This window comes from Bacillus cihuensis, assembly GCF_000504145.1.
GTDB lineage: Bacteria > Bacillota > Bacilli > Bacillales > DSM-1321 > Peribacillus > Peribacillus huizhouensis.
Window position 1 is genome coordinate 1,179 of record NZ_KI632499.1, and the last position, 19,465, is coordinate 20,643.

A 19,465-nucleotide genomic window follows, 5' to 3' on the forward strand; every position below is an offset into this window, starting at 1 on the left:
CGGACAACGCTTGCCACCTACGTATTACCGCGGCTGCTGGCACGTAGTTAGCCGTGGCTTTCTGGTTAGGTACCGTCAAGGTACCAGCAGTTACTCTGGTACTTGTTCTTCCCTAACAACAGAGCTTTACGACCCGAAGGCCTTCTTCGCTCACGCGGCGTTGCTCCGTCAGACTTTCGTCCATTGCGGAAGATTCCCTACTGCTGCCTCCCGTAGGAGTCTGGGCCGTGTCTCAGTCCCAGTGTGGCCGATCACCCTCTCAGGTCGGCTACGCATCGTGGCCTTGGTGAGCCGTTACCTCACCAACTAGCTAATGCGCCGCGGGCCCATCTGTAAGTGACAGCCGAAACCGTCTTTCCATCTCTTCTCATGCGAGAAAAGAAATTATCCGGTATTAGCTCCGGTTTCCCGAAGTTATCCCAGTCTTACAGGTAGGTTGCCCACGTGTTACTCACCCGTCCGCCGCTAAATCATGGGAGCAAGCTCCCAATCATTCGCTCGACTTGCATGTATTAGGCACGCCGCCAGCGTTCGTCCTGAGCCAGGATCAAACTCTCCAAAAAGTGTTTGACTTGCTCATTTGTTTTTATAGTGTGTACTCACTTAAATTTAAACGTTGGCGCTTTGTTTTGTTCAGTTTTCAAAGAGCAATTTCGCTAACCTCTCAGAAGCGACTTTATCAATATAGCATACTTCAATTTTAAAATCAACAATTAATTTATAATAATATAACATTTGTTATTAATACTAATATTTGTTGACGACTTGATTATTATATATGGTATCTTTTAAAATTACAAGCATTATTAGAAATAAAATTTTAAAAAGATACCAAGCGATATATAACTGTTCCCCTATTATCAGAATAAGATTTCCATCTATCTTAATTAAGTTAAGTTACACATATAAATTTTTATAAGACTTCCTCAATAAATAAATCCCGATAGTTGTTTAAGTGAATCATCTCACCTGTATCAATAACTTTAATTAACGGTCTTGTCGGAGATTGTTTATCAATAAATACAATCTCAGCAATATATCCATTTGATAATCGTACCCTACTTCCCATTGAGTAATTCATAATACAAGACAAAAGTATATTTATAACAGTAATATCGAACTTCCCGAAATCATCTTGCATAATCATCTCCATTACTTTAAATGGGGATTGTTTCTTTCTATAGGCCCTTTCAGATGTCATAGCATGATAGGCATCCGCTACTGCGACAATTTTCGCAAAAGCATGCGGTGTTCGTTCACTTTTGCCCCGTGGGTACCCGCTGCCATCCAATCTTTCATGATGTTGAAGAATTGCATATTTAACTGACTCTTTTAAAATAGTACTTCTTTGAAGCATTCTCAGACTATAAATTGGATGTTTTCTAACCTCCTCATATTCTAAGGCGGTAAGGCTTGTACTTTTCCCTAATATTTCTGGAGGGATTTTAGCCATCCCACAATCTGCTAGACTTCCCGCAAGTGTGATTTGATACACATCCGCAACATCATAATCCATTTTTTTTGCAAGATATCCACTTAAAAGACCGATGGAAACAGTATGATGATACAAGTAATCTTCTTTATTAGAATAATGATGTAGCGAGAAAATTTCTAATGGTTTCTCTAGAGACCTTTCAAAGAGTGGGATCATAATTTCCCTTATTTTAGCTACATCAACAGCACTTCCTGCCTGCCAATTTTGGAATTGACGTTTATATGATTGAACAGCCTTTAGGTAATCCGCAATAAAGCTAGAGTTCTCTTGAGCTCCTTCCCCTTCATCGTCAATTATTTCTCGAGGTGTAAATTTTGTTCCATCAACAAGGGTTTTCTCTACGCTAACTTCAGTGATAAAAAAAGCTTTAAGTACTTCTAACAAATCTTCTGTTAGGATTGTTTTTTTGTTCATTAACGGATAACTTGTTAAACCGCTAATATCCTTACTAAGGATACATCCCGCTACTAAGTTTTTTGTTTTTACCAGCAAGTTCTTCACCTCTTAATTTACATCTTTTCATTACATTACCATAATATTACTTTGTTTGAACAAAAAAAAGCCATGTAGCAGATGATAAAGTAAAAAATTAAATAAGTGGGGGTTCTTCATCTCCCACTTATTGTTAATCATCTCCTAGCTACGCTTCTTCGGTTCCTCTAATTCTCGAGGTTTTGGAGGTACTGCCAGTTAATGCGGGACAAAATTAACTTTCCTCTAATTGTTTATCTTACCTGTAAAACGCTAAAAAACGGAGGTATCCAAAAAGCAAAGGGTCAGACCCCGCAACAACTAAATTCAGTATACGATAAGTGTATGAAACACTAATACTGATTTAGAGTGCGAGATCAGACCCTTATGAGACACCCACTTGTTTTTATCATTCTTCCGTATCATTAACTTCTATTTCGTCAATCGCTTCGTTTGGCTGAGCTTCATCGAGACTGTCTTCAATCTCTTTTACTTCTTCACGTTCAGCCATCGCTACTGTAGCTACGAATTCATTTTCTGTATTTTCAAGACGGATCAGTTTAACTCCCTGAGTATTACGTCCAGTTGTTGAGATATCTCCAACAGCCATACGAATCAATACGCCCTCTGCTGTGATAATCATGATATCTTCTTCCCCAGTTACTGTTTTGACTGCAACTAGCTCACCATTTTTATCCGTTACATTGCACGTTTTAATTCCAACTCCACCACGGCTTTGGATTCTATATTCTTCTGCAGGAGTTCGTTTTCCATAACCAAATTTAGTTACAATTAGCACTTCTTCATTTTCCTCAAGAATCTCCATGCCTACAACTTCATCATCTTCCCTCAAGGAAATCCCTTTAACCCCAGCTGCTGTTCGACCCATAGAACGAACATCCGTTTCAGGGAATCTAATCAGCATACCGTCTTTTGTACCAATGACGATTTGTTTATCACCATCTGTAAGTCGAACTGAGATTAATTCATCCCCTTCGTGTAACCCTACAGCAATTAAACCGTTATTACGAATGTTAGCAAAAGAGGATAATGGCGATCTTTTAGAAATACCGAACTTAGTTGTAAAGAATAAGAAATCGCCATCGGTAAATTCCTTTACTGGAATAATGGCGTTTACCCATTCACCTTTTTCAATTTCAAGCAAGTTGATTAAAGGTAATCCTTTTGCAGTTCTACCGTACTCAGGAATTTCATACCCTTTTGCACGGTATACTTTTCCTTTATTCGTGAAGAATAACAACGTATCATGTGTAGATGTCGTTAAGAGATGGTTTACGAAGTCATCTTCATTCGTTCCCATTCCTTGTATTCCTCGTCCACCACGCTTTTGACTACGGTAGGTAGTTACTGGTAATCGTTTAATGTATCCATTATGCGTCAAAGTTACGATGGTTGTTTCTACTGGTATTAAATCTTCATCCTCAATACTTTCAAATCCACTCAATAAGATTTCAGTACGACGTTCATCATCGAAGCGTTCTTTAATTTCCAGCAACTCTTCACGGATAATTTGTAGTACCTTCTCTTCATCAGCGAGAACAGCCTTTAATTCAGCAATAAGGGCAACTAAAGCTTGATATTCTTCTTCAATTTTTTCACGCTCTAGTCCTGTCAAGCGTTGTAATCGCATATCTAAGATGGCTTGAGCTTGCTTTTCTGAAAGCGAAAATTGTGTCATTAATCCTTCGCGTGCAATATCCGTTGTTTGCGACCCACGAATTAATTTGATAATGGCATCCAGATTATCGAGAGCAATTCGTAAACCTTCAAGAATGTGAGCACGTGCTTCTGCTTTTCGTAATTCAAACTCAGTTCTTCTGCGAATCACTACTTTTTGATGTTCTAAGTAATAATACAAGCATTCCTTTAAATTCAATACTTTTGGTTGGCCATCAACAAGGGCAAGTAAATTAACCCCGAATGTCGTCTGCATAGAAGTGTGTTTATACAAATTGTTCAATAACACATTTGCATTAGCTTCCTTCCGAATTTCCATGACAATCCGCATACCATTCCGGTCTGATTCATCTCGTAAGTCTGTAATACCTTCAATTTTCTTATCTCGAGCAAGTTCGGCAATTTTTTCAATTAGCCTTGCTTTATTGACTTGATAAGGGATTTCAGTAACAAGAATTACTTGTTTGCCATTTGATTTCGTTTCAATCTCGACCTTTGCTCGCTGAATAATCGAGCCTCTTCCAGTTTCGTAGGCTTTTCGAATGCCACTGCGCCCCAAAATATACGCTGCTGTTGGAAAATCTGGGCCTGGTATATACTCCATTAATTCTGCAATCGTAATATCAGGATTTTTGCTCAAAGCCAATACGGCGTCAATTACTTCCCCTAAATTATGTGGGGGAATATTAGTTGCCATACCAACTGCAATTCCAGATGAACCATTTACTAGTAAGTTAGGAAAACGAGCTGGCATGACAACAGGTTCCTTTTCAGAACCATCATAGTTATCTTGGTAATCCACTGTATCTTTATTCAAATCACGAAGTAATTCCATCGAAATTTTCGACATTCTCGCTTCTGTGTAACGCATTGCCGCAGCCTGATCACCATCTACAGACCCAAAATTCCCATGGCCATCAACAAGCATATGACGATAATTGAATGGCTGAGCCATCCGTACCATTGTTTCATACACAGCAGAATCACCGTGCGGATGATACTTACCAATAACTTCTCCGACGATACGTGCAGACTTCTTAAACGGTTTATCAGATGTCATGCCAAGATCATTCATTGCATAAAGAATTCTCCGGTGTACTGGTTTCAAACCGTCCCTGACGTCAGGTAAAGCTCGGGAAACAATAACACTCATTGCGTAGTCTAAAAATGACGTTCGCATCTCAGTACTAATATTAATTTCTTGAACATTTTCTTTTTGATTTTCTGACATGGAGCAGACCTCCTTATAAAAGCTGTAACCTCAGTTTGTCTAACCGGTAGGACGATATGTAAATGGCATGTCCCAAAGGGGCCTGCCCCCACATTGAGCGCAGTTTATAGCGCTATTCATGGAATGGTTAATTGCAGGGGCTAATTTGATTTGGGACAACCTTTAATTATTAAATATCAAGATTTTTAACATATATGGCATTTTCCTCAATGAAATTACGACGTGGTTCGACCTTGTCACCCATCAACATTTCAAATGTTTCATCCGCTTCAATCGCATCACTCAAACTAACCTGTAGTAGCGTTCTCGTTTCGGGGCTCATAGTCGTTTCCCATAGTTGCTCTGGATTCATCTCACCGAGTCCTTTATAACGCTGTAGATTAGGTTTAGGTGTACTCGGTAGACTCGCCATAATTTCATTAAGTTGGCGATCATTATAAGCATATTCAACTCTCTTACCTTGTTGAATCTTATAAAGAGGCGGCTGAGCAATATAGATATAACCATGCTCAAGAATATTTCTCATATAACGATAAAAAAACGTCAGCATCAATGTACGGATATGAGCTCCATCTACATCTGCATCTGTCATAATGACAATTTTATGATATCGCGCTTTGGAAATGTCAAATTCTTCACCAATCCCAGTACCAAGCGCTGTAATAATCGTACCAATTTCAACATTATTTAGAATTCGATCTAAACGTGCCTTCTCAACGTTCAAGATTTTACCTCTAAGGGGTAAAATGGCTTGGAAATGTCGATCACGACCTTGCTTAGCTGAACCACCAGCTGAGTTACCCTCAACTATATAAAGTTCACTGATAGAAGGGTCCTTTGATGAACAATCTGCTAATTTACCCGGTAGACTCGAAACCTCTAGGGCACTCTTTCTTCTTGTTAATTCCCGCGCCTTTTTAGCAGCCATCCGTGCTCTAGCTGCCATAAGGCCCTTATCAACAATTTTTCTAGCTACAGAAGGGTTTTCGTATAGGAAGGAGTCAAGTCTTTCCGATAAAATGGAATCCGTTGCCGCTCTTACTTCTGAGTTTCCTAGCTTTGTTTTCGTTTGCCCTTCAAATTGTGGATCTGGGTGCTTAATAGAGACAATCGCAGTTAAACCTTCGCGGACATCGTCCCCTGACAAGTTTGCATCAGCCTCTTTAATTAACCCATTTTTACGCGCATAGTCATTAATAACACGCGTCAGTCCTGTTTTAAAACCAGACTCATGCGTGCCACCCTCATATGTGTGAATGTTATTTGCAAATGTAAATAAATTACTTATATAACTTTCATTGTATTGCATTGCAATCTCTACGGAAATACCGTCCTTTTCACCTTCCATGAATATCGGTTCTTCATGGATCACTTCTTTAGAACGGTTTAAGTGTTCAACATATGACTTAATTCCGCCTTCGTAATGATATTCATTTTTCTTACCTTCACCACGTTTATCTTCGATACTGAGCAAAATCCCTTTATTTAAAAAAGCAAGCTCTCGGACACGTGTTGCTAAAGTATCGAAATCATACTCGAGTGTTTCTGTGAAAATTTCACCATCTGGTTTAAAACGAATTGTCGTTCCCGTATGGTCGGTTTCACCAATTACCGCTAAATCAGCTTGTGGAACACCGCGCATAAATTTTTGATAGTGAATACTCCCTTCACGATGAACATACACTTCTAAAACTGTTGAAAGAGCATTAACTACCGATGCACCTACACCGTGTAAACCACCTGATACTTTATAACCTCCGCCGCCAAACTTCCCTCCAGCATGCAATACTGTCAGAATAACTTCAACCGCTGGACGACCCATTTTTTCTTGAATCCCAACTGGAATTCCTCGGCCGTTATCAATAACTGTAATACTGTTATCTTCTTCAATAATCACTTGAATGTGGTCACAAAACCCTGCAAGTGCTTCGTCAATACTATTATCAACAATTTCCCAAACGAGATGATGAAGTCCCTTTCCTGATGTAGAACCAATATACATCCCCGGACGTTTACGTACTGCCTCAAGTCCTTCTAAAACTTGTATCTGATTTTCATCATATGCCTGACCTTGTACTTCCTTTTGATCCATTGTCATACGATTTCACCTACACTTTTCTTTTTGCATTGATTAGCTTGTTCAAAAAATATAATCAAATATTTTAAAAAAGTAGTTTTAGTGTCCAACACTTAACTACTTGAGTTCAAGTAACTCCAACTTCTGAAGTCAAGAACAATTCAGAAGTCTGAAAAACATTTACTTTTCTTAAGATTTACGAAAAATCTGTTAGATGTCGTTCGCCTTCTCTACAGTTCCACTAACGAATGTATAAGTTTTTTTGGACATTTTGATGACTAACCTTATCACCTGCAAAACCATCCATGTATTGAGGTGCTTATGCTTTCAATCGCATTTCCTCGGTAATAAATTATGGTAGAATAACTAGTTTTACATAGTCAAGAACTTACAGCGATTTTTATTGGCTATCATCAAATAATATCGTTCGTTGCAATGATCGCCGCTTTAACGTCGCTGATGCAAGTGGTGAATAATAAACAATCTCATTTGTAATAACGATTGATTTAATTGAACTCTTTGCTAAGTTCTGTATAACTCCCTCTTTTTTTTGTATAAATTCCTCCATGATTGGAGATGAGTTGAGTAAATTTTTATCCAGAATCGCAATTACGTCATCCGTTTTTACAAGAATGTCCTCACCAATATGAAGATACATGCATTCACCCCATCATTTAACTTTAGTCACATTCCCCTGATTCACATGGAAAGTAGAGGCATCACGTAAAGTTTGGTGATCAATTCCCTCCACTGAAGTTGTTGTTACGAAGGTTTGGACCTTCCCTTGAATAGTATTTAACAAGTGTGATTGCCGATAATCATCTAGCTCAGATAATACATCATCTAATAATAAAATGGGGTACTCACCCATTTCTGAATGAATTAATTCAATTTCTGCAAGCTTCAGAGAAAGTGCTGTAGTCCGTTGTTGACCTTGAGAACCGTACGTTTGAACATCTCGTCCATTCACAAAAAAAACTAGGTCATCACGATGTGGACCTATAAGTGTAATTCCCCGTTCGATTTCTCTCCCTTGAATTTTAACAAACTTTTCCTGGAATACTTCTATCATTTTCGACAAATTACTACTTTCTGATACATCCAAGGATGGTTTATATTCAATTTTCAGCATTTCTAAGCCGCGAGAGATTCCAGAGTGTATCGGCTCAGCCCATTTTTGAAGCAAAGTAAGAAATTGAAATCTTCTTTGTAAAATTTTTACTGCATATTGTATAAATTGTTCAGTTAATACATCGAGCATCGCTTTATCAACTTGTTTACGCGTCTGGAGCAATTTCAAATAATGGTTTCTTTGTTGAAGAATTTTTTGATATTGACTCATATCATGAAGGTAAACTGGAGATACTTGGCCAATTTCCATATCAATGAACCGGCGTCTTCCTTGTGGACTCCCCTTTACTAGGTGAAGATCTTCCGGTGCAAACATGACCACATTCATATTACCAACATATTGGCTTAACTTTTGCTGTTCAATATGATTGCTTTTTGCCTTTTTGCCTTTTTTTGATATAACCAGTTCAAGCGGAATCGAGGTATTTCTCTTTTTCACCCTACCATCTATTTTAGCATACTCTTCATCCCAACGAATAAGTTCTTTATCATTCGACGTCCGATGGGACTTTGCCATAGCTAAAACGAAGATCGATTCCATCACATTCGTTTTCCCCTGGGCATTTTCTCCTAGGATGACATTTACATTATTTTCGAAGTGCAGTTCCATATCTATATAGTTCCGATAGTTTTTCAGTTTTAGTTGTTCAATATACATAAGCGCTTCTTCCCTTTACTTTAACGCGTAATAGTAAAACTACCGAACGAGGGAATATCAATTTTGTCTCCATCTCTAAGTTTCTTTCCCCGTCTATTATCTAATTCACCGTTGATAAAAATTTCATATTCACTTAAAAACCATTTAGCCATTCCGCCGCTCTGAATAATTTCAGCTAATTTTAAAAATTGACCAAGCGTAATATATTCTGTATCAATCTGAATTTTAGTCATCCGTTCATCACTTCTTTCAAAGTAGTCTCTAATATTTTATTGTACTAAATAAATTGGATAAAGACAAAATTAACATGAACAAAGCATAAGAACTTTGAAAAATAGTCAATTTATTCTAAATACTAGACATAAGAATTGGGCCGAAAAGATGATACTCTTTCTTTACCTTTTTCAAAGCAGCCCACTCTTAACAAAAAGGTCGGATCCCACATTTACTATATCGCTTATATACGTGTTAATAACACTATAAACGGGTATAGAGTGTAGATCAGACCTTTTCGGACATCCTTTTCTCGCTTAGGATTCATTATGAAATTATTGATGCTAACCGTTTAATTTTCTATCCAGATTTGCCTAGTAAATAAGCAATCCCCATCTTATTTCTTAATAAGTTCTTACTGGTAAAATCAACTGTAACATTGTGTCGTCATGAAGTGAACGAATAATAAATGGACGCATTGCTCCAGTAAAATTAATTGTAATATCTGTTCCCTCTAAAGCTTTTAAGGCATCCATTACAAACTTAGCGCTAAAGGAAATTTTTAATTCTTCTCCTTCAATGGATTCAGCTTGTAGCTCTTCACTTACTTTTCCAATTTCGGGCGTATTTGATGATACCTCAATAATCCCACGTTCTAGAGTGGTCAGCTTAACAACATTATTTTTCCCCTCTTTAGCCAATAATGAAGCACGGTCAATCGCTTGAAGAAAATCTTTCGCGTGCACGGTAATTGAAGTTTTGCTTTCATTTGGAATTAAACGTGATGTATCAGGATAATTCCCTTCAAGTAGACGCGAATAGAATAATAAATTTTTCGCTTTAAATAATACTTGATTCTCCGTAATAACCATTTCAATTAATTCATTTGTATCATCAAGTAGTTTACTTAATTCATTTAAACTTTTTCCAGGAATTACAACACTATAAGAACCAACTACATTATTATCGATCTTTGCCTTTCTCATGGCTAATCTATGACTATCTGTTGCAATACAGATTAATTCATCGTCTTCCACCTTCAAGTTTACACCTGTCAAGATAGGGCGTGTTTCTGAGGTGGACACCGCAAATACTGTTTGACGTATTAATGTCTTTAATAAATCTGCAGGTAATTTAAATATTTGATCTTCTTCTATGATTGGCAGATGAGGGTACTCTTCAGCATCAAGTCCATTTAGATTAAATTCAGCTTTCCCTGAACGAATAATAGTTTGAAATCCATTTAATATCTCGATATCAACAGTATCCATTGGTAGTTTTCTTACGATATCTCCAAAAAATCTGGCATTTAAGACAATGCTACCACTTTGCTTAATTTCAACAATTTCGTTGTCTTCTTCCTCAATCGGGATAAATGACTGAATAGATATATCAGAGTCACTTCCTGTTAAGGTTACACCTTCTTCTGTTGCTGTTATTTTTATTCCCGTTAAAATGGGAATCGTTGTTCTTGATGTAACAGCCTTCATTACTTCTTGAACACTATGGACTAACCGATCTCTTTGAATAATAAATCTCATTTTTCATCCTCCAATAAAGTTCTACTTTATAGCCTAATGGCATATTTTATTTATATATTTTTTTATTTAAAAGATAGTAGTAATAGTAGTAGGGCCTGTGAGTATGTGGATAACCTAGAGAAAGATAAGGAAAAACAGTCTATCCACATGTGGACAGACTGTGTGTAAGTGGCAGCGTGTTATACACATAATTAAGAGTATCTATACTTTTAGCTGTTCCTGTATTTCTTTAACCTGCCTCTGAAGTACAGGGTCGGTTTGTAGAAGCTTTGAAATTTTTTCATGGGCATGGATAACTGTTGTATGATCACGACCGCCGAATTCATCGCCTATTTTAGGGAGGGAAAAGTCAGTTAATTCCCTTGATAAGTACATAGCGATTTGCCGTGGGAAAGCTAAAGTCTTTGTTCGCTTTTTGGCTTTGAAATCTTCTAATTTAATATTGTAATGCTCGCCAACTGTCTTTTGGATTTCAAGAATCGTAATGATTTTAGGTTTTGAACTTGGAATAATATCTTTTAATGCCTCTGCAGCTAAGTCAGCATTGATATCTTTATTTATCAATGATGAATAAGCAACTACTCGAATCAATGCCCCTTCAAGCTCACGAATATTGGAATCAATTTGATTGGCAATATAAAGCATAACCTCATTTGGAATATCTAATCCATCTGCTTTTGCTTTCTTCCTAAGAATAGCAATCCTCGTTTCCAAATCAGGCGGTGTAATATCGGTAATTAATCCCCATTCAAAACGTGAGCGCAAGCGGTCTTCTAAGGTAGGAATTTCCTTTGGCGGACGGTCACTTGAAATAACAATTTGTTTACTTTCTTCATGAAGGGCATTAAATGTATGGAAAAATTCTTCTTGGGTTGATTCTTTTCCAGCTAAAAATTGAATATCATCTATGAGAAGCACGTCTACAGTACGATATTTGTCTCGGAACTCACCAGCTTTGTTATCTCGTATTGAGTTGATAAATTCATTCATGAATTTCTCTGATGATAGGTACACAACTTTAGCATGGGGATTATGTTCAAGAACATATTGGCCAATCGCATGCATAAGATGTGTTTTCCCAAGTCCGACCCCTCCATAAATAAATAGAGGGTTATATGCTTTAGCTGGAGCTTCAGCTACTGCGAGTGAGGCGGCATGGGCAAAACGGTTGCCCGAACCAATGACAAATGTATCAAATGTATTTTTCGTATTCAACATAAACTGCGGAAAGTCAGCTGAATCGTCATCAATCTTTTTTGGTTTTTTGACTCGAGTTGAAACAGTCATTGAATCATCCCCTTGATTGGAGGGGATGATAAATTTAACTTCTAATTCTTCACCTGTAAGTTCAAGTAAAACTTCTGAAATAAGGTGGGAATATCGTTCTTCAAGCCAGTCACGAGCAAATTCATTTGGTGCAATGACCGTCAGTCTATCTCCTTGCAGCATATGGGCTTTGGTGGATTTTAACCAAGTTTCAAAGCTTGGTTTACTTATTTTATTTTGCATGCTTTTTAGTGATTGATCCCATAAACTTTCGATATTATCCAATAAAATCCCTCCTTTTCAGTTTTATATGAAATAACAATAAATACGGCCTGATTGCCGTGATTTTAGCAGACAAAAATCAAATTTATTTCATTTATTATTAAGTGAAACAAAGCTTTTATATAAGGCATGTACAAGTTAATTTAGACTATTTAAGAATGCTATTATAAATATTCATCAACAGGAATTATTGATAAATATATAATAAAGAAGAAAGAGGATATTTCGACAATATCCACGTGCTGTGGATAATAAAATACCCACAAGGTGTATAAACTATCCACATGTTATCAACAGTTTGTGGATAAGTGAAAGTTGTTGATAAAGTTATTCAGAGTGAAAACACAAATATAATATCAGAAATCACAGCTTGTTGCAATGGCTATTAAAACTTTATCCACAAGATTGTATCATTGTGGAACATACTTTTCCACAAGGTATTATTCTGTGCAAAAGGTCAAAAAGTAACTGTGGATAGTAAAAAAAGTGTCGAAAAGATATCCACAAATCGTTTGGGAGTTGAATAGCTAAAAGAAGGATGCTGGATTATGGAACTAGGAAATCAATCATTCATTTCAAAGGGCACTTCCAACTAATGCGGGATAAACGGAACGAAATCATGATGAATGGGCGAATCGAGTTTGTAAGTGGATCTAGCTTTTATTTAAAGGCTCTTTTCGTAAAGATTGTTGTTTTTAGCATGAAACCAATTCGAACAGATGTTGATCTTCGTTACAGGTGCGAGACTCCTGCGGGAAAAGCGTGTTGAGGGAGACCCCGCAAGTGCAAAGCACTGAGGAGGCTTCTGAGACCGCCCGCGGAAAGCGAGGACCTGCAACGGAAATCAACCCGGGTTATTAGTGTAAAAATGATTGAAAAGCAACAATGAATGTGAAAACAGCCTATTTAATACAGCGTACCACCCTCTAACCCAACGAAATTTGAAAAATTAATACATATTTCCTCTAAAAAACTCATTTTATTCAATTACTTTACAACGCTTATGTGCGAAGCTTTAATAAAATTTTAATGAAAGGTTGACATTTTTCATACTTCATCTATATAATTATCTAGACTGTCTTTAACTGTTATTCCTCAGGGAGGTGTCATATAATGAAACGCACATATCAACCAAAAAAACGCAAACACAGTAAAGTTCATGGTTTCCGTAGCCGTATGAGTTCAAAAACTGGACGTAGAGTGTTAGCTGCACGTCGCCGTAAGGGCAGAAAAGTATTATCTGCATAGACCACTGATAAGTCTCAGTGGTCTTTTTTTTCCATAAAGGACCTAAAAATATACCCCAATTCAGTTTAATGAAGGTGTAAAGAATGAAAAAAAAGCTAAGGATAAAAAAGAATGATGAATTCCAACTTGTGTTTCAAAAAGGAGAATCATTCGGTAATAGACAATTTGTCGTCTATGTCCTTGATAAGCCCAGCCAAGATTTCTTTCGAATTGGCCTTTCTGTAAGCAAAAAAGTAGGAAACGCTGTCGTAAGAAATCAAATAAAGAGATACATTCGACAATCTTTTCTTGAATTGAAAGACGATATCAAAGAGGGAAAGGATTATGTGATTATTGCACGTAAACCAGCGGCAACTATGGATTTATTTGAAGTGAAGAGCAGTTTAATCCATGTTTTAAAAAGGGCCAAATCGCTTAATTTCAAAAAAAGCAAATCTTCCTCATATAAGTCATCACGATAAAAATTTCTCAAATTGAAATATAATACATAGAAAATATTGGTGTAATCAGTTATTTTATATGTATAGACAAACATGGTTAGTTACAGTTGCCATGTGTTTGAAAAAATGAAGAAAAACAGAGTGTTCAAAAGTAAAGCTAGAATTTTTTGCTGACAGGAGGAAAAGGCGGTTGAAGAAACGAATAGTATTCATGATTGGACTTGCCTCGCTCATGATGCTTCTAACTGGTTGTACGGAAGTAGGCGAACCAATTACTAAAGAAAGCACAGGTATTTGGAATTCATACATTGTTTATCCATTATCGTGGCTTATTATTAAAATATCAGAATTGTTAGGCGAAAATTACGGCTTAGGAATTATTGTGGTAACACTCTTACTTCGTTTTGTTTTATTACCACTGATGATTAAACAAACGAAAAACTCAAAAGCTATGCAAGCTTTACAGCCGGAAATGCAAAAACTTAAGGAAAAATATCCGTCAAAAGATGCGGCAACTCAACAAAAATTACAACAAGAAACGATGGCTCTTTTCACAAAATATAATGTAAACCCATTGGCTGGTTGTTTTCCGTTAATTGTACAGATGCCGATATTAATCGGTTTTTATCATGCAATTAGTCGTACTCGAGCAATTGCAGAGCACAGCTTTTTGTGGTTTGACTTAGGTAGTCCAGATCCAATTTATGTATTGCCGATTGTTGCTGGTATTACAACATTTATTCAACAAAAAATTACAATGGTGGGCATGACATCGAATCCTCAGATGGCTGCACAAATGACAATGATGTTATATATCATGCCAATCATGATTATGGTTTTTGCATTTAATTTCCCTGCTGCTCTTGCATTATACTGGGTTGTAGGTAATATATTTATGATTATCCAGACATGGATCATTAAAGGACCGGATATGAAAAAGGTAACTGCAGAAAGTGCGGGAGGAGCCAAGAAAAAGTGAAACTAATAACTGCTACAGGACAAAATGTCGAAGAAGCAGTAGAATCAGCTTTAGCTCAGCTTAACACCACTAGAGAAAAAGTAGAAATTGATGTTGTAGATGAAGGTAAAAAAGGGTTTCTTGGTCTAATTGGGAATCGAAAGGCAGTCGTCACAGTGACGATCGTGCCTGACCCTGTTGAAGAAGCATTGCTGTTTTTAAAAAGTGTGTGCAACAAGATGGGCGTGGAATCAGATATTTCTGTGAAACGAGATGGAAAACAAGTTTTATTTCAATTATCGGGTGATAAGATTGCACTCCTGATTGGAAAAAGGGGACAAACATTGAATTCTCTTCAATACTTAGTCCAGCTTGTAGCCAATCGTAATTCGAAGCAGTACTTAACGATCTTACTTGATGCAGAAGACTATCGAGTAAGAAGGAATGAAACTCTGATTCAGTTAGCGGAAAGAATGGCTAATAAGGCTTTAAAGACGAGAACAAGTATTAGTTTAGAACCTATGCCTTCATATGAGCGAAAGGTGATTCATACAGCTTTAATGAATTACCATAAAATCAAAACTACATCAAGTGGGACCGAACCATATCGTCATTTAATTATTTCACCAATAGAAAGAAGTTGATCTATGAAAGTAGATCACTTCTTTTTTTTGTCGATTTTTGACTGAATCATTTTGAAGAATAAAGTGGGACTTCAATTAGTGTTTTTTTCTTCATTTCCACTGATTGTTAGTCCTGTTTATGCAATAAATCTGTTTGAAATTAGTATTTCTTTAATGCCTAGTGTTTAATGTGTAAGACGTATAAAATTGTCTTTGTGTTTCTTTGTCTCATACTTTATGTTAGAATAACAAGTTTTGCAGCTCTGGACAGGTCATGATTATGGGGCGAAGTAGGTGAATATCCCCTGGTAAGAGTTAATCAATATGTTCTTTGAGAGTCTACTTGTAGCGCTTTCTTATTTAACATACTTTATAGATTAGATTAGAACAATTGAGGAAAAGTGTACTTTTTTCTAGCTTATGCTTGAGTTGTTGTTATTCACATGTGGATAAGTTAAAATTAAGCATAAGATTCTTTTGCTGATTGTGGATAATTCTTTTTTGGAAATAGCTATCCACTTTTTTTCGTATCTGGACTATGATATTGTAGTATTTTGGGGAATAGAAAGTTCCACTTTATCGATTTAATAGAGAGCGATGATTGTGATGCAATATAGATGAAATTTGCATGTGTTTAGGTTCATAGTTGTATACTCTTTTTTTGGCCAATAGTGCGGTGGCTTTCTAAAAACAGCTCCGCACCATCACCTTCATAAGTTGATACAGTTCTTAGAACCTGAATATCTTTCATCGATTGATTTTGAGCAGACGCTTATGGATGTTTCTTATATATTTATATTGAAATTATTAAAGAAGGTGAAGAAATGGAATTCGATACGATTACAGCGATTTCGACACCTATGGGTGAAGGTGCAATTGCAATCGTCCGGTTAAGTGGTGATGAGGCGTTTGCTATTGCCGACCGTATATATAGAGGCCCGCAAGGAAAACGGCTAATAGATGCCACTTCTCACACCATTCATTATGGACACCTGGTTCAACCGAAAACGGGAGATACGGTGGAGGAAGTCATGATTTCCATTATGCGTGGACCAAAGACATTTACACGTGAAGATGTTGTAGAAATTAACTGTCACGGAGGTATCGTTTCAGTTAACCGAGTTCTTCAGCTTGTTCTATCGCAAGGAGCGAGACTAGCTGAGCCAGGAGAATTTACAAAACGTGCTTTTTTGAACGGAAGAATTGACCTTTCTCAGGCAGAAGCTGTGATGGATTTGATTCGTGCTAAAACGGACAAGGCAATGAATATGGCATTAGGACAAATGGAAGGAAGATTATCACAGCTGATTCGCAAGCTGCGTCAGGAGATTTTAGAAACTCTCGCTCAAGTTGAGGTTAATATAGATTATCCAGAATATGATGATGTTGAGGAAATGACACATCGTATGTTTTTGGAAAAGGCAAATCTGGTTAAAATAGAATTAGAGAAGTTGCTGCGAACTTCACAACAAGGGAAGATTTTACGTGATGGACTATCAACGGTTATTGTCGGTCGTCCAAATGTCGGTAAATCTTCATTATTAAATAGTTTAGTTCAAGAAAATAAGGCGATTGTAACGGATATTCCGGGAACAACCCGTGATGTAATAGAGGAATATGTAAATGTGCGTGGTGTACCTTTGCGACTTTTGGATACAGCAGGGATTCGAGAGACTGAAGATATTGTTGAAAGAATCGGTGTAGAACGATCAAGAGCGGTATTAAAAGATGCCGATTTAATTTTGCTCGTTTTAAACTATTCTGATGATTTAACCAAGGAAGATGAGAAGTTATTTGAAGCGGTTAGTGGTATGGACGTTATTGTAATCGTCAATAAAACCGATTTACCAAGAAAAATAAATTTGAATCGTGTAAAAGAGCTTACAGGTGAGCATCGACTCGTTACAACATCTTTATTAGAAGATCAAGGTGTGGATGAGCTAGAAGAAGCGATTGCCTCATTATTCTTTGCCGGTTCATTAGAGACAGGCGATTTAACATATGTATCGAATTCACGCCATATTGCACTTCTCGGACAAGCACTACAGTCTATCGAAGATGCAAGTGAAGCGATTGAAGCAGGCACGCCAGTTGATTTAGTACAAATTGATTTCACGAAAGCCTGGGAGTTACTTGGGGAAATCATAGGAGACAGTGTACATGAAGGATTAATTAATCAATTATTTTCTCAGTTCTGTTTAGGGAAATGATGTAAGGAGTGAAAGTATGCAATATGAAGCAGGAAGCTATGATGTAATTGTCATTGGTGCAGGGCATGCAGGGTGTGAAGCTGGTCTTGCAGCAGCTCGTGTTGGAGCAAAAACGCTAATGATTACGATAAATTTGGATATGGTTGCTTTTATGCCATGTAATCCTTCTGTTGGTGGCCCGGCAAAAGGAATCGTCGTAAGGGAAATTGATGCTTTAGGCGGTGAAATGGGGAAAAATATTGATAAAACACATATCCAAATGAGAATGTTGAATACTGGAAAAGGGCCAGCTGTACGTGCTTTACGAGCGCAGGCAGATAAAACCTTATATCAACAGGAAATGAAGAATACGATTGAAAATCAACCAAATCTAACATTAATCCAAGGTATGGTTGAGCGGCTTATCGTTGAAGATGATGTATGTAAAGGAGTTATCACTCAGACTGGTGCAGTTTATCAGGCAAAAACTGTTGTTATTACAACAGGAACATTCCTCCGTGGAGAAATCATTCTTGGTGAATTGAAATATTCAAGTGGTCCGAATAATCAACAACCGTCTATTCGATTGTCCGAACATTTAGAGGAAATTGGATTCGACTTAGTTCGATTTAAAACAGGCACACCGCCGCGGATTAACAGCCATTCCATTGATTATAGCAAAACAGAAATTCAGCCTGGAGATGATGTTCCACGGGCATTTTCTTATGAAACTACAAAATTCATCACAGATCAATTGCCATGCTGGCTAACATATACGAATGAAGAAACCCATCAGATTATTGATGAGAATTTACATCGTTCTCCTATGTATTCAGGGATGATTAAAGGAACAGGTCCGCGTTATTGTCCTTCAATTGAAGATAAGGTGGTTCGTTTCAATGATAAACCACGCCATCAAATTTTCCTTGAACCTGAAGGAAGAAATACACAAGAAGTCTATGTACAAGGATTATCGACAAGTCTACCAGAAGACGTACAACGAAGACTTCTCGCAAGTATTCCAGGATTGGAAAAGGCAGAATTGATGCGTGCAGGGTATGCAATCGAATACGATGCAATTGTTCCGACACAGTTATGGCCTACATTAGAAACAAAAAAAGTAAAAAATCTATATACAGCAGGGCAAATTAACGGAACATCCGGTTATGAAGAAGCTGCCGGACAAGGATTAATGGCAGGTATTAATGCCAGCCTAAACGCATTGGGGAAAGAAGAGTTAATCTTAAGCCGCTCAGATGCCTATATCGGAGTATTGATTGACGATCTTGTAACAAAAGGAACGAGCGAGCCGTATCGCCTGCTTACTTCACGTGCTGAATATCGACTCCTTTTACGCCATGACAATGCTGATTTGCGTTTAACAGAGATTGGTCATGCGATTGGAATGATTAAAGAAGAGCGTTATCAACGTTTCTTATTGAAAAAGGCAGCCGTCGAAGCAGAAAAGGAACGTCTGCAATCGGTATTTATTAAACCTACCCAACAAGTACAGCAATTAATTATTGAACAAGGTGGAACGGAATTAAAGGATGGAATCAGAGCTGCTGATTTATTGAAACGACCGGAAATGAACTATGAACACATTCAATTGCTTATTCCTAGTAAAGAACAATTGGATGCGGAAGTGACAGAACAAGTAGAAATCCAAGTTAAATATGAAGGATATATTGAAAAGTCACTTCAGCAAGTAGATCGTCTGAAAAAAATGGAGAATAAAAAGATCCCAGAAAATATTGATTATGATGCCATCAGCGGTTTAGCTACTGAGGCACGTCAAAAACTAAAACAAGTCCATCCGCTATCAGTGGCACAGGCTTCGAGAATTGCAGGAGTTAACCCTGCTGATGTGTCGATTTTACTTGTTTATTTAGAACAAGGAAAGATTGCCCGAATTCCCCAAAGCTAAATGGAATGTAAAGGATT

The 19,465-nt window shown here is 37.3% G+C and carries 14 protein-coding genes and 1 other annotated feature; of the genes, 6 read left to right on the forward strand and 8 right to left on the reverse strand.

Annotated elements, in window-relative coordinates:
- Position 1: 1 nt before the first annotated feature.
- Positions 2 to 555, reverse strand: a sequence feature (16S ribosomal RNA rRNA prediction is too short).
- 358 nt (positions 556 to 913) lie between these two features.
- The 8 genes from V179_RS0124305 to dnaA form a co-directional block, all read right to left on the reverse strand.
- Positions 914 to 1,996, reverse strand: a complete 1,083-nt coding sequence (locus tag V179_RS0124305; RefSeq protein ID WP_407637275.1) for an HD-GYP domain-containing protein — start codon at positions 1,994 to 1,996, stop codon at positions 914 to 916.
- A 379-nt stretch (positions 1,997 to 2,375) separates the two neighbouring features.
- On the reverse strand, positions 2,376 to 4,895 hold the full coding sequence (gyrA, locus tag V179_RS0124315) for a DNA gyrase subunit A (RefSeq protein ID WP_028393774.1): 2,520 nt from the start codon (positions 4,893 to 4,895) through the stop codon (positions 2,376 to 2,378).
- A 169-nt stretch (positions 4,896 to 5,064) separates the two neighbouring features.
- Positions 5,065 to 6,987, reverse strand: coding sequence for a DNA topoisomerase (ATP-hydrolyzing) subunit B (gene gyrB, locus V179_RS0124320; protein WP_028393775.1), 1,923 nt, complete (start codon positions 6,985 to 6,987; stop codon positions 5,065 to 5,067).
- Positions 6,988 to 7,372: 385 nt separating this feature from the next.
- Entirely contained in the window at positions 7,373 to 7,630 is a 258-nt protein-coding gene (gene remB / locus V179_RS0124325) for an extracellular matrix regulator RemB (RefSeq protein WP_028393776.1), read from the reverse strand.
- A 12-nt stretch (positions 7,631 to 7,642) separates the two neighbouring features.
- A complete protein-coding gene (gene recF, locus V179_RS0124330) occupies positions 7,643 to 8,761 on the reverse strand; it encodes a DNA replication/repair protein RecF (protein WP_028393777.1) in 1,119 nt (372 codons plus the stop codon).
- Between the two features lie 20 nt (positions 8,762 to 8,781).
- Positions 8,782 to 8,994: a S4 domain-containing protein YaaA gene (yaaA, locus tag V179_RS0124335; protein ID WP_028393778.1), complete on the reverse strand. Its 213-nt coding sequence runs from the start codon at positions 8,992 to 8,994 to the stop codon at positions 8,782 to 8,784.
- 384 nt (positions 8,995 to 9,378) lie between these two features.
- Positions 9,379 to 10,515: a DNA polymerase III subunit beta gene (dnaN, locus tag V179_RS0124340; RefSeq protein WP_028393779.1), complete on the reverse strand. Its 1,137-nt coding sequence runs from the start codon at positions 10,513 to 10,515 to the stop codon at positions 9,379 to 9,381.
- Positions 10,516 to 10,716: 201 nt separating this feature from the next.
- Positions 10,717 to 12,066 (reverse strand): chromosomal replication initiator protein DnaA, encoded by a 1,350-nt coding sequence (gene dnaA / locus V179_RS0124345; protein ID WP_028393780.1) that lies wholly within the window; start codon positions 12,064 to 12,066, stop codon positions 10,717 to 10,719.
- A 1,110-nt stretch (positions 12,067 to 13,176) separates the two neighbouring features.
- Here dnaA and rpmH point away from each other — a divergent pair.
- The 6 genes from rpmH (at position 13,177) to mnmG (ending at position 19,448) form a co-directional block, all read left to right on the forward strand.
- A complete protein-coding gene (rpmH, locus tag V179_RS0124355; RefSeq protein ID WP_034302547.1) occupies positions 13,177 to 13,311 on the forward strand; it encodes a 50S ribosomal protein L34 in 135 nt (44 codons plus the stop codon).
- An 83-nt stretch (positions 13,312 to 13,394) separates the two neighbouring features.
- Positions 13,395 to 13,772 (forward strand): ribonuclease P protein component, encoded by a 378-nt coding sequence (gene rnpA / locus V179_RS0124360; protein ID WP_028393783.1) that lies wholly within the window; start codon positions 13,395 to 13,397, stop codon positions 13,770 to 13,772.
- 169 nt (positions 13,773 to 13,941) lie between these two features.
- Positions 13,942 to 14,730, forward strand: a complete 789-nt coding sequence (gene spoIIIJ / locus V179_RS0124365; protein ID WP_028393784.1) for a YidC family membrane integrase SpoIIIJ — start codon at positions 13,942 to 13,944, stop codon at positions 14,728 to 14,730.
- The gene (jag, locus tag V179_RS0124370; RefSeq protein ID WP_028393785.1) at positions 14,727 to 15,353 is read left to right on the forward strand and encodes an RNA-binding cell elongation regulator Jag/EloR; all 627 of its coding nucleotides are present in this window, start codon (positions 14,727 to 14,729) and stop codon (positions 15,351 to 15,353) included. Before spoIIIJ ends, jag begins: the two co-directional genes overlap by 4 nt.
- Positions 15,354 to 16,156: 803 nt before the next feature.
- On the forward strand, positions 16,157 to 17,542 hold the full coding sequence (mnmE, locus tag V179_RS0124375; protein ID WP_028393786.1) for a tRNA uridine-5-carboxymethylaminomethyl(34) synthesis GTPase MnmE: 1,386 nt from the start codon (positions 16,157 to 16,159) through the stop codon (positions 17,540 to 17,542).
- A 16-nt stretch (positions 17,543 to 17,558) separates the two neighbouring features.
- Positions 17,559 to 19,448 carry a tRNA uridine-5-carboxymethylaminomethyl(34) synthesis enzyme MnmG gene (gene mnmG, locus V179_RS0124380; protein ID WP_028393787.1) on the forward strand — a complete coding sequence of 630 codons (1,890 nt, stop codon included), beginning with the start codon at positions 17,559 to 17,561 and terminating at the stop codon, positions 19,446 to 19,448.
- The last annotated feature ends 17 nt before the right edge of the window (positions 19,449 to 19,465 follow it).

Coding starts and splice junctions, on each gene's coding strand:
- gyrA (WP_028393774.1), bottom strand. CDS start 4,895: ATGTCAGAAAATCAAAAAGAAAATGTTCAAGAAATTAATATTAGTACT.
- gyrB (WP_028393775.1), bottom strand. CDS start 6,987: ATGGATCAAAAGGAAGTACAAGGTCAGGCATATGATGAAAATCAGATA.
- remB (WP_028393776.1), bottom strand. CDS start 7,630: ATGTATCTTCATATTGGTGAGGACATTCTTGTAAAAACGGATGACGTA.
- recF (WP_028393777.1), bottom strand. CDS start 8,761: ATGTATATTGAACAACTAAAACTGAAAAACTATCGGAACTATATAGAT.
- yaaA (WP_028393778.1), bottom strand. CDS start 8,994: ATGACTAAAATTCAGATTGATACAGAATATATTACGCTTGGTCAATTT.
- dnaN (WP_028393779.1), bottom strand. CDS start 10,515: ATGAGATTTATTATTCAAAGAGATCGGTTAGTCCATAGTGTTCAAGAA.
- rpmH (WP_034302547.1), top strand. CDS start 13,177: ATGAAACGCACATATCAACCAAAAAAACGCAAACACAGTAAAGTTCAT.
- rnpA (WP_028393783.1), top strand. CDS start 13,395: ATGAAAAAAAAGCTAAGGATAAAAAAGAATGATGAATTCCAACTTGTG.
- mnmE (WP_028393786.1), top strand. CDS start 16,157: ATGGAATTCGATACGATTACAGCGATTTCGACACCTATGGGTGAAGGT.
- mnmG (WP_028393787.1), top strand. CDS start 17,559: ATGCAATATGAAGCAGGAAGCTATGATGTAATTGTCATTGGTGCAGGG.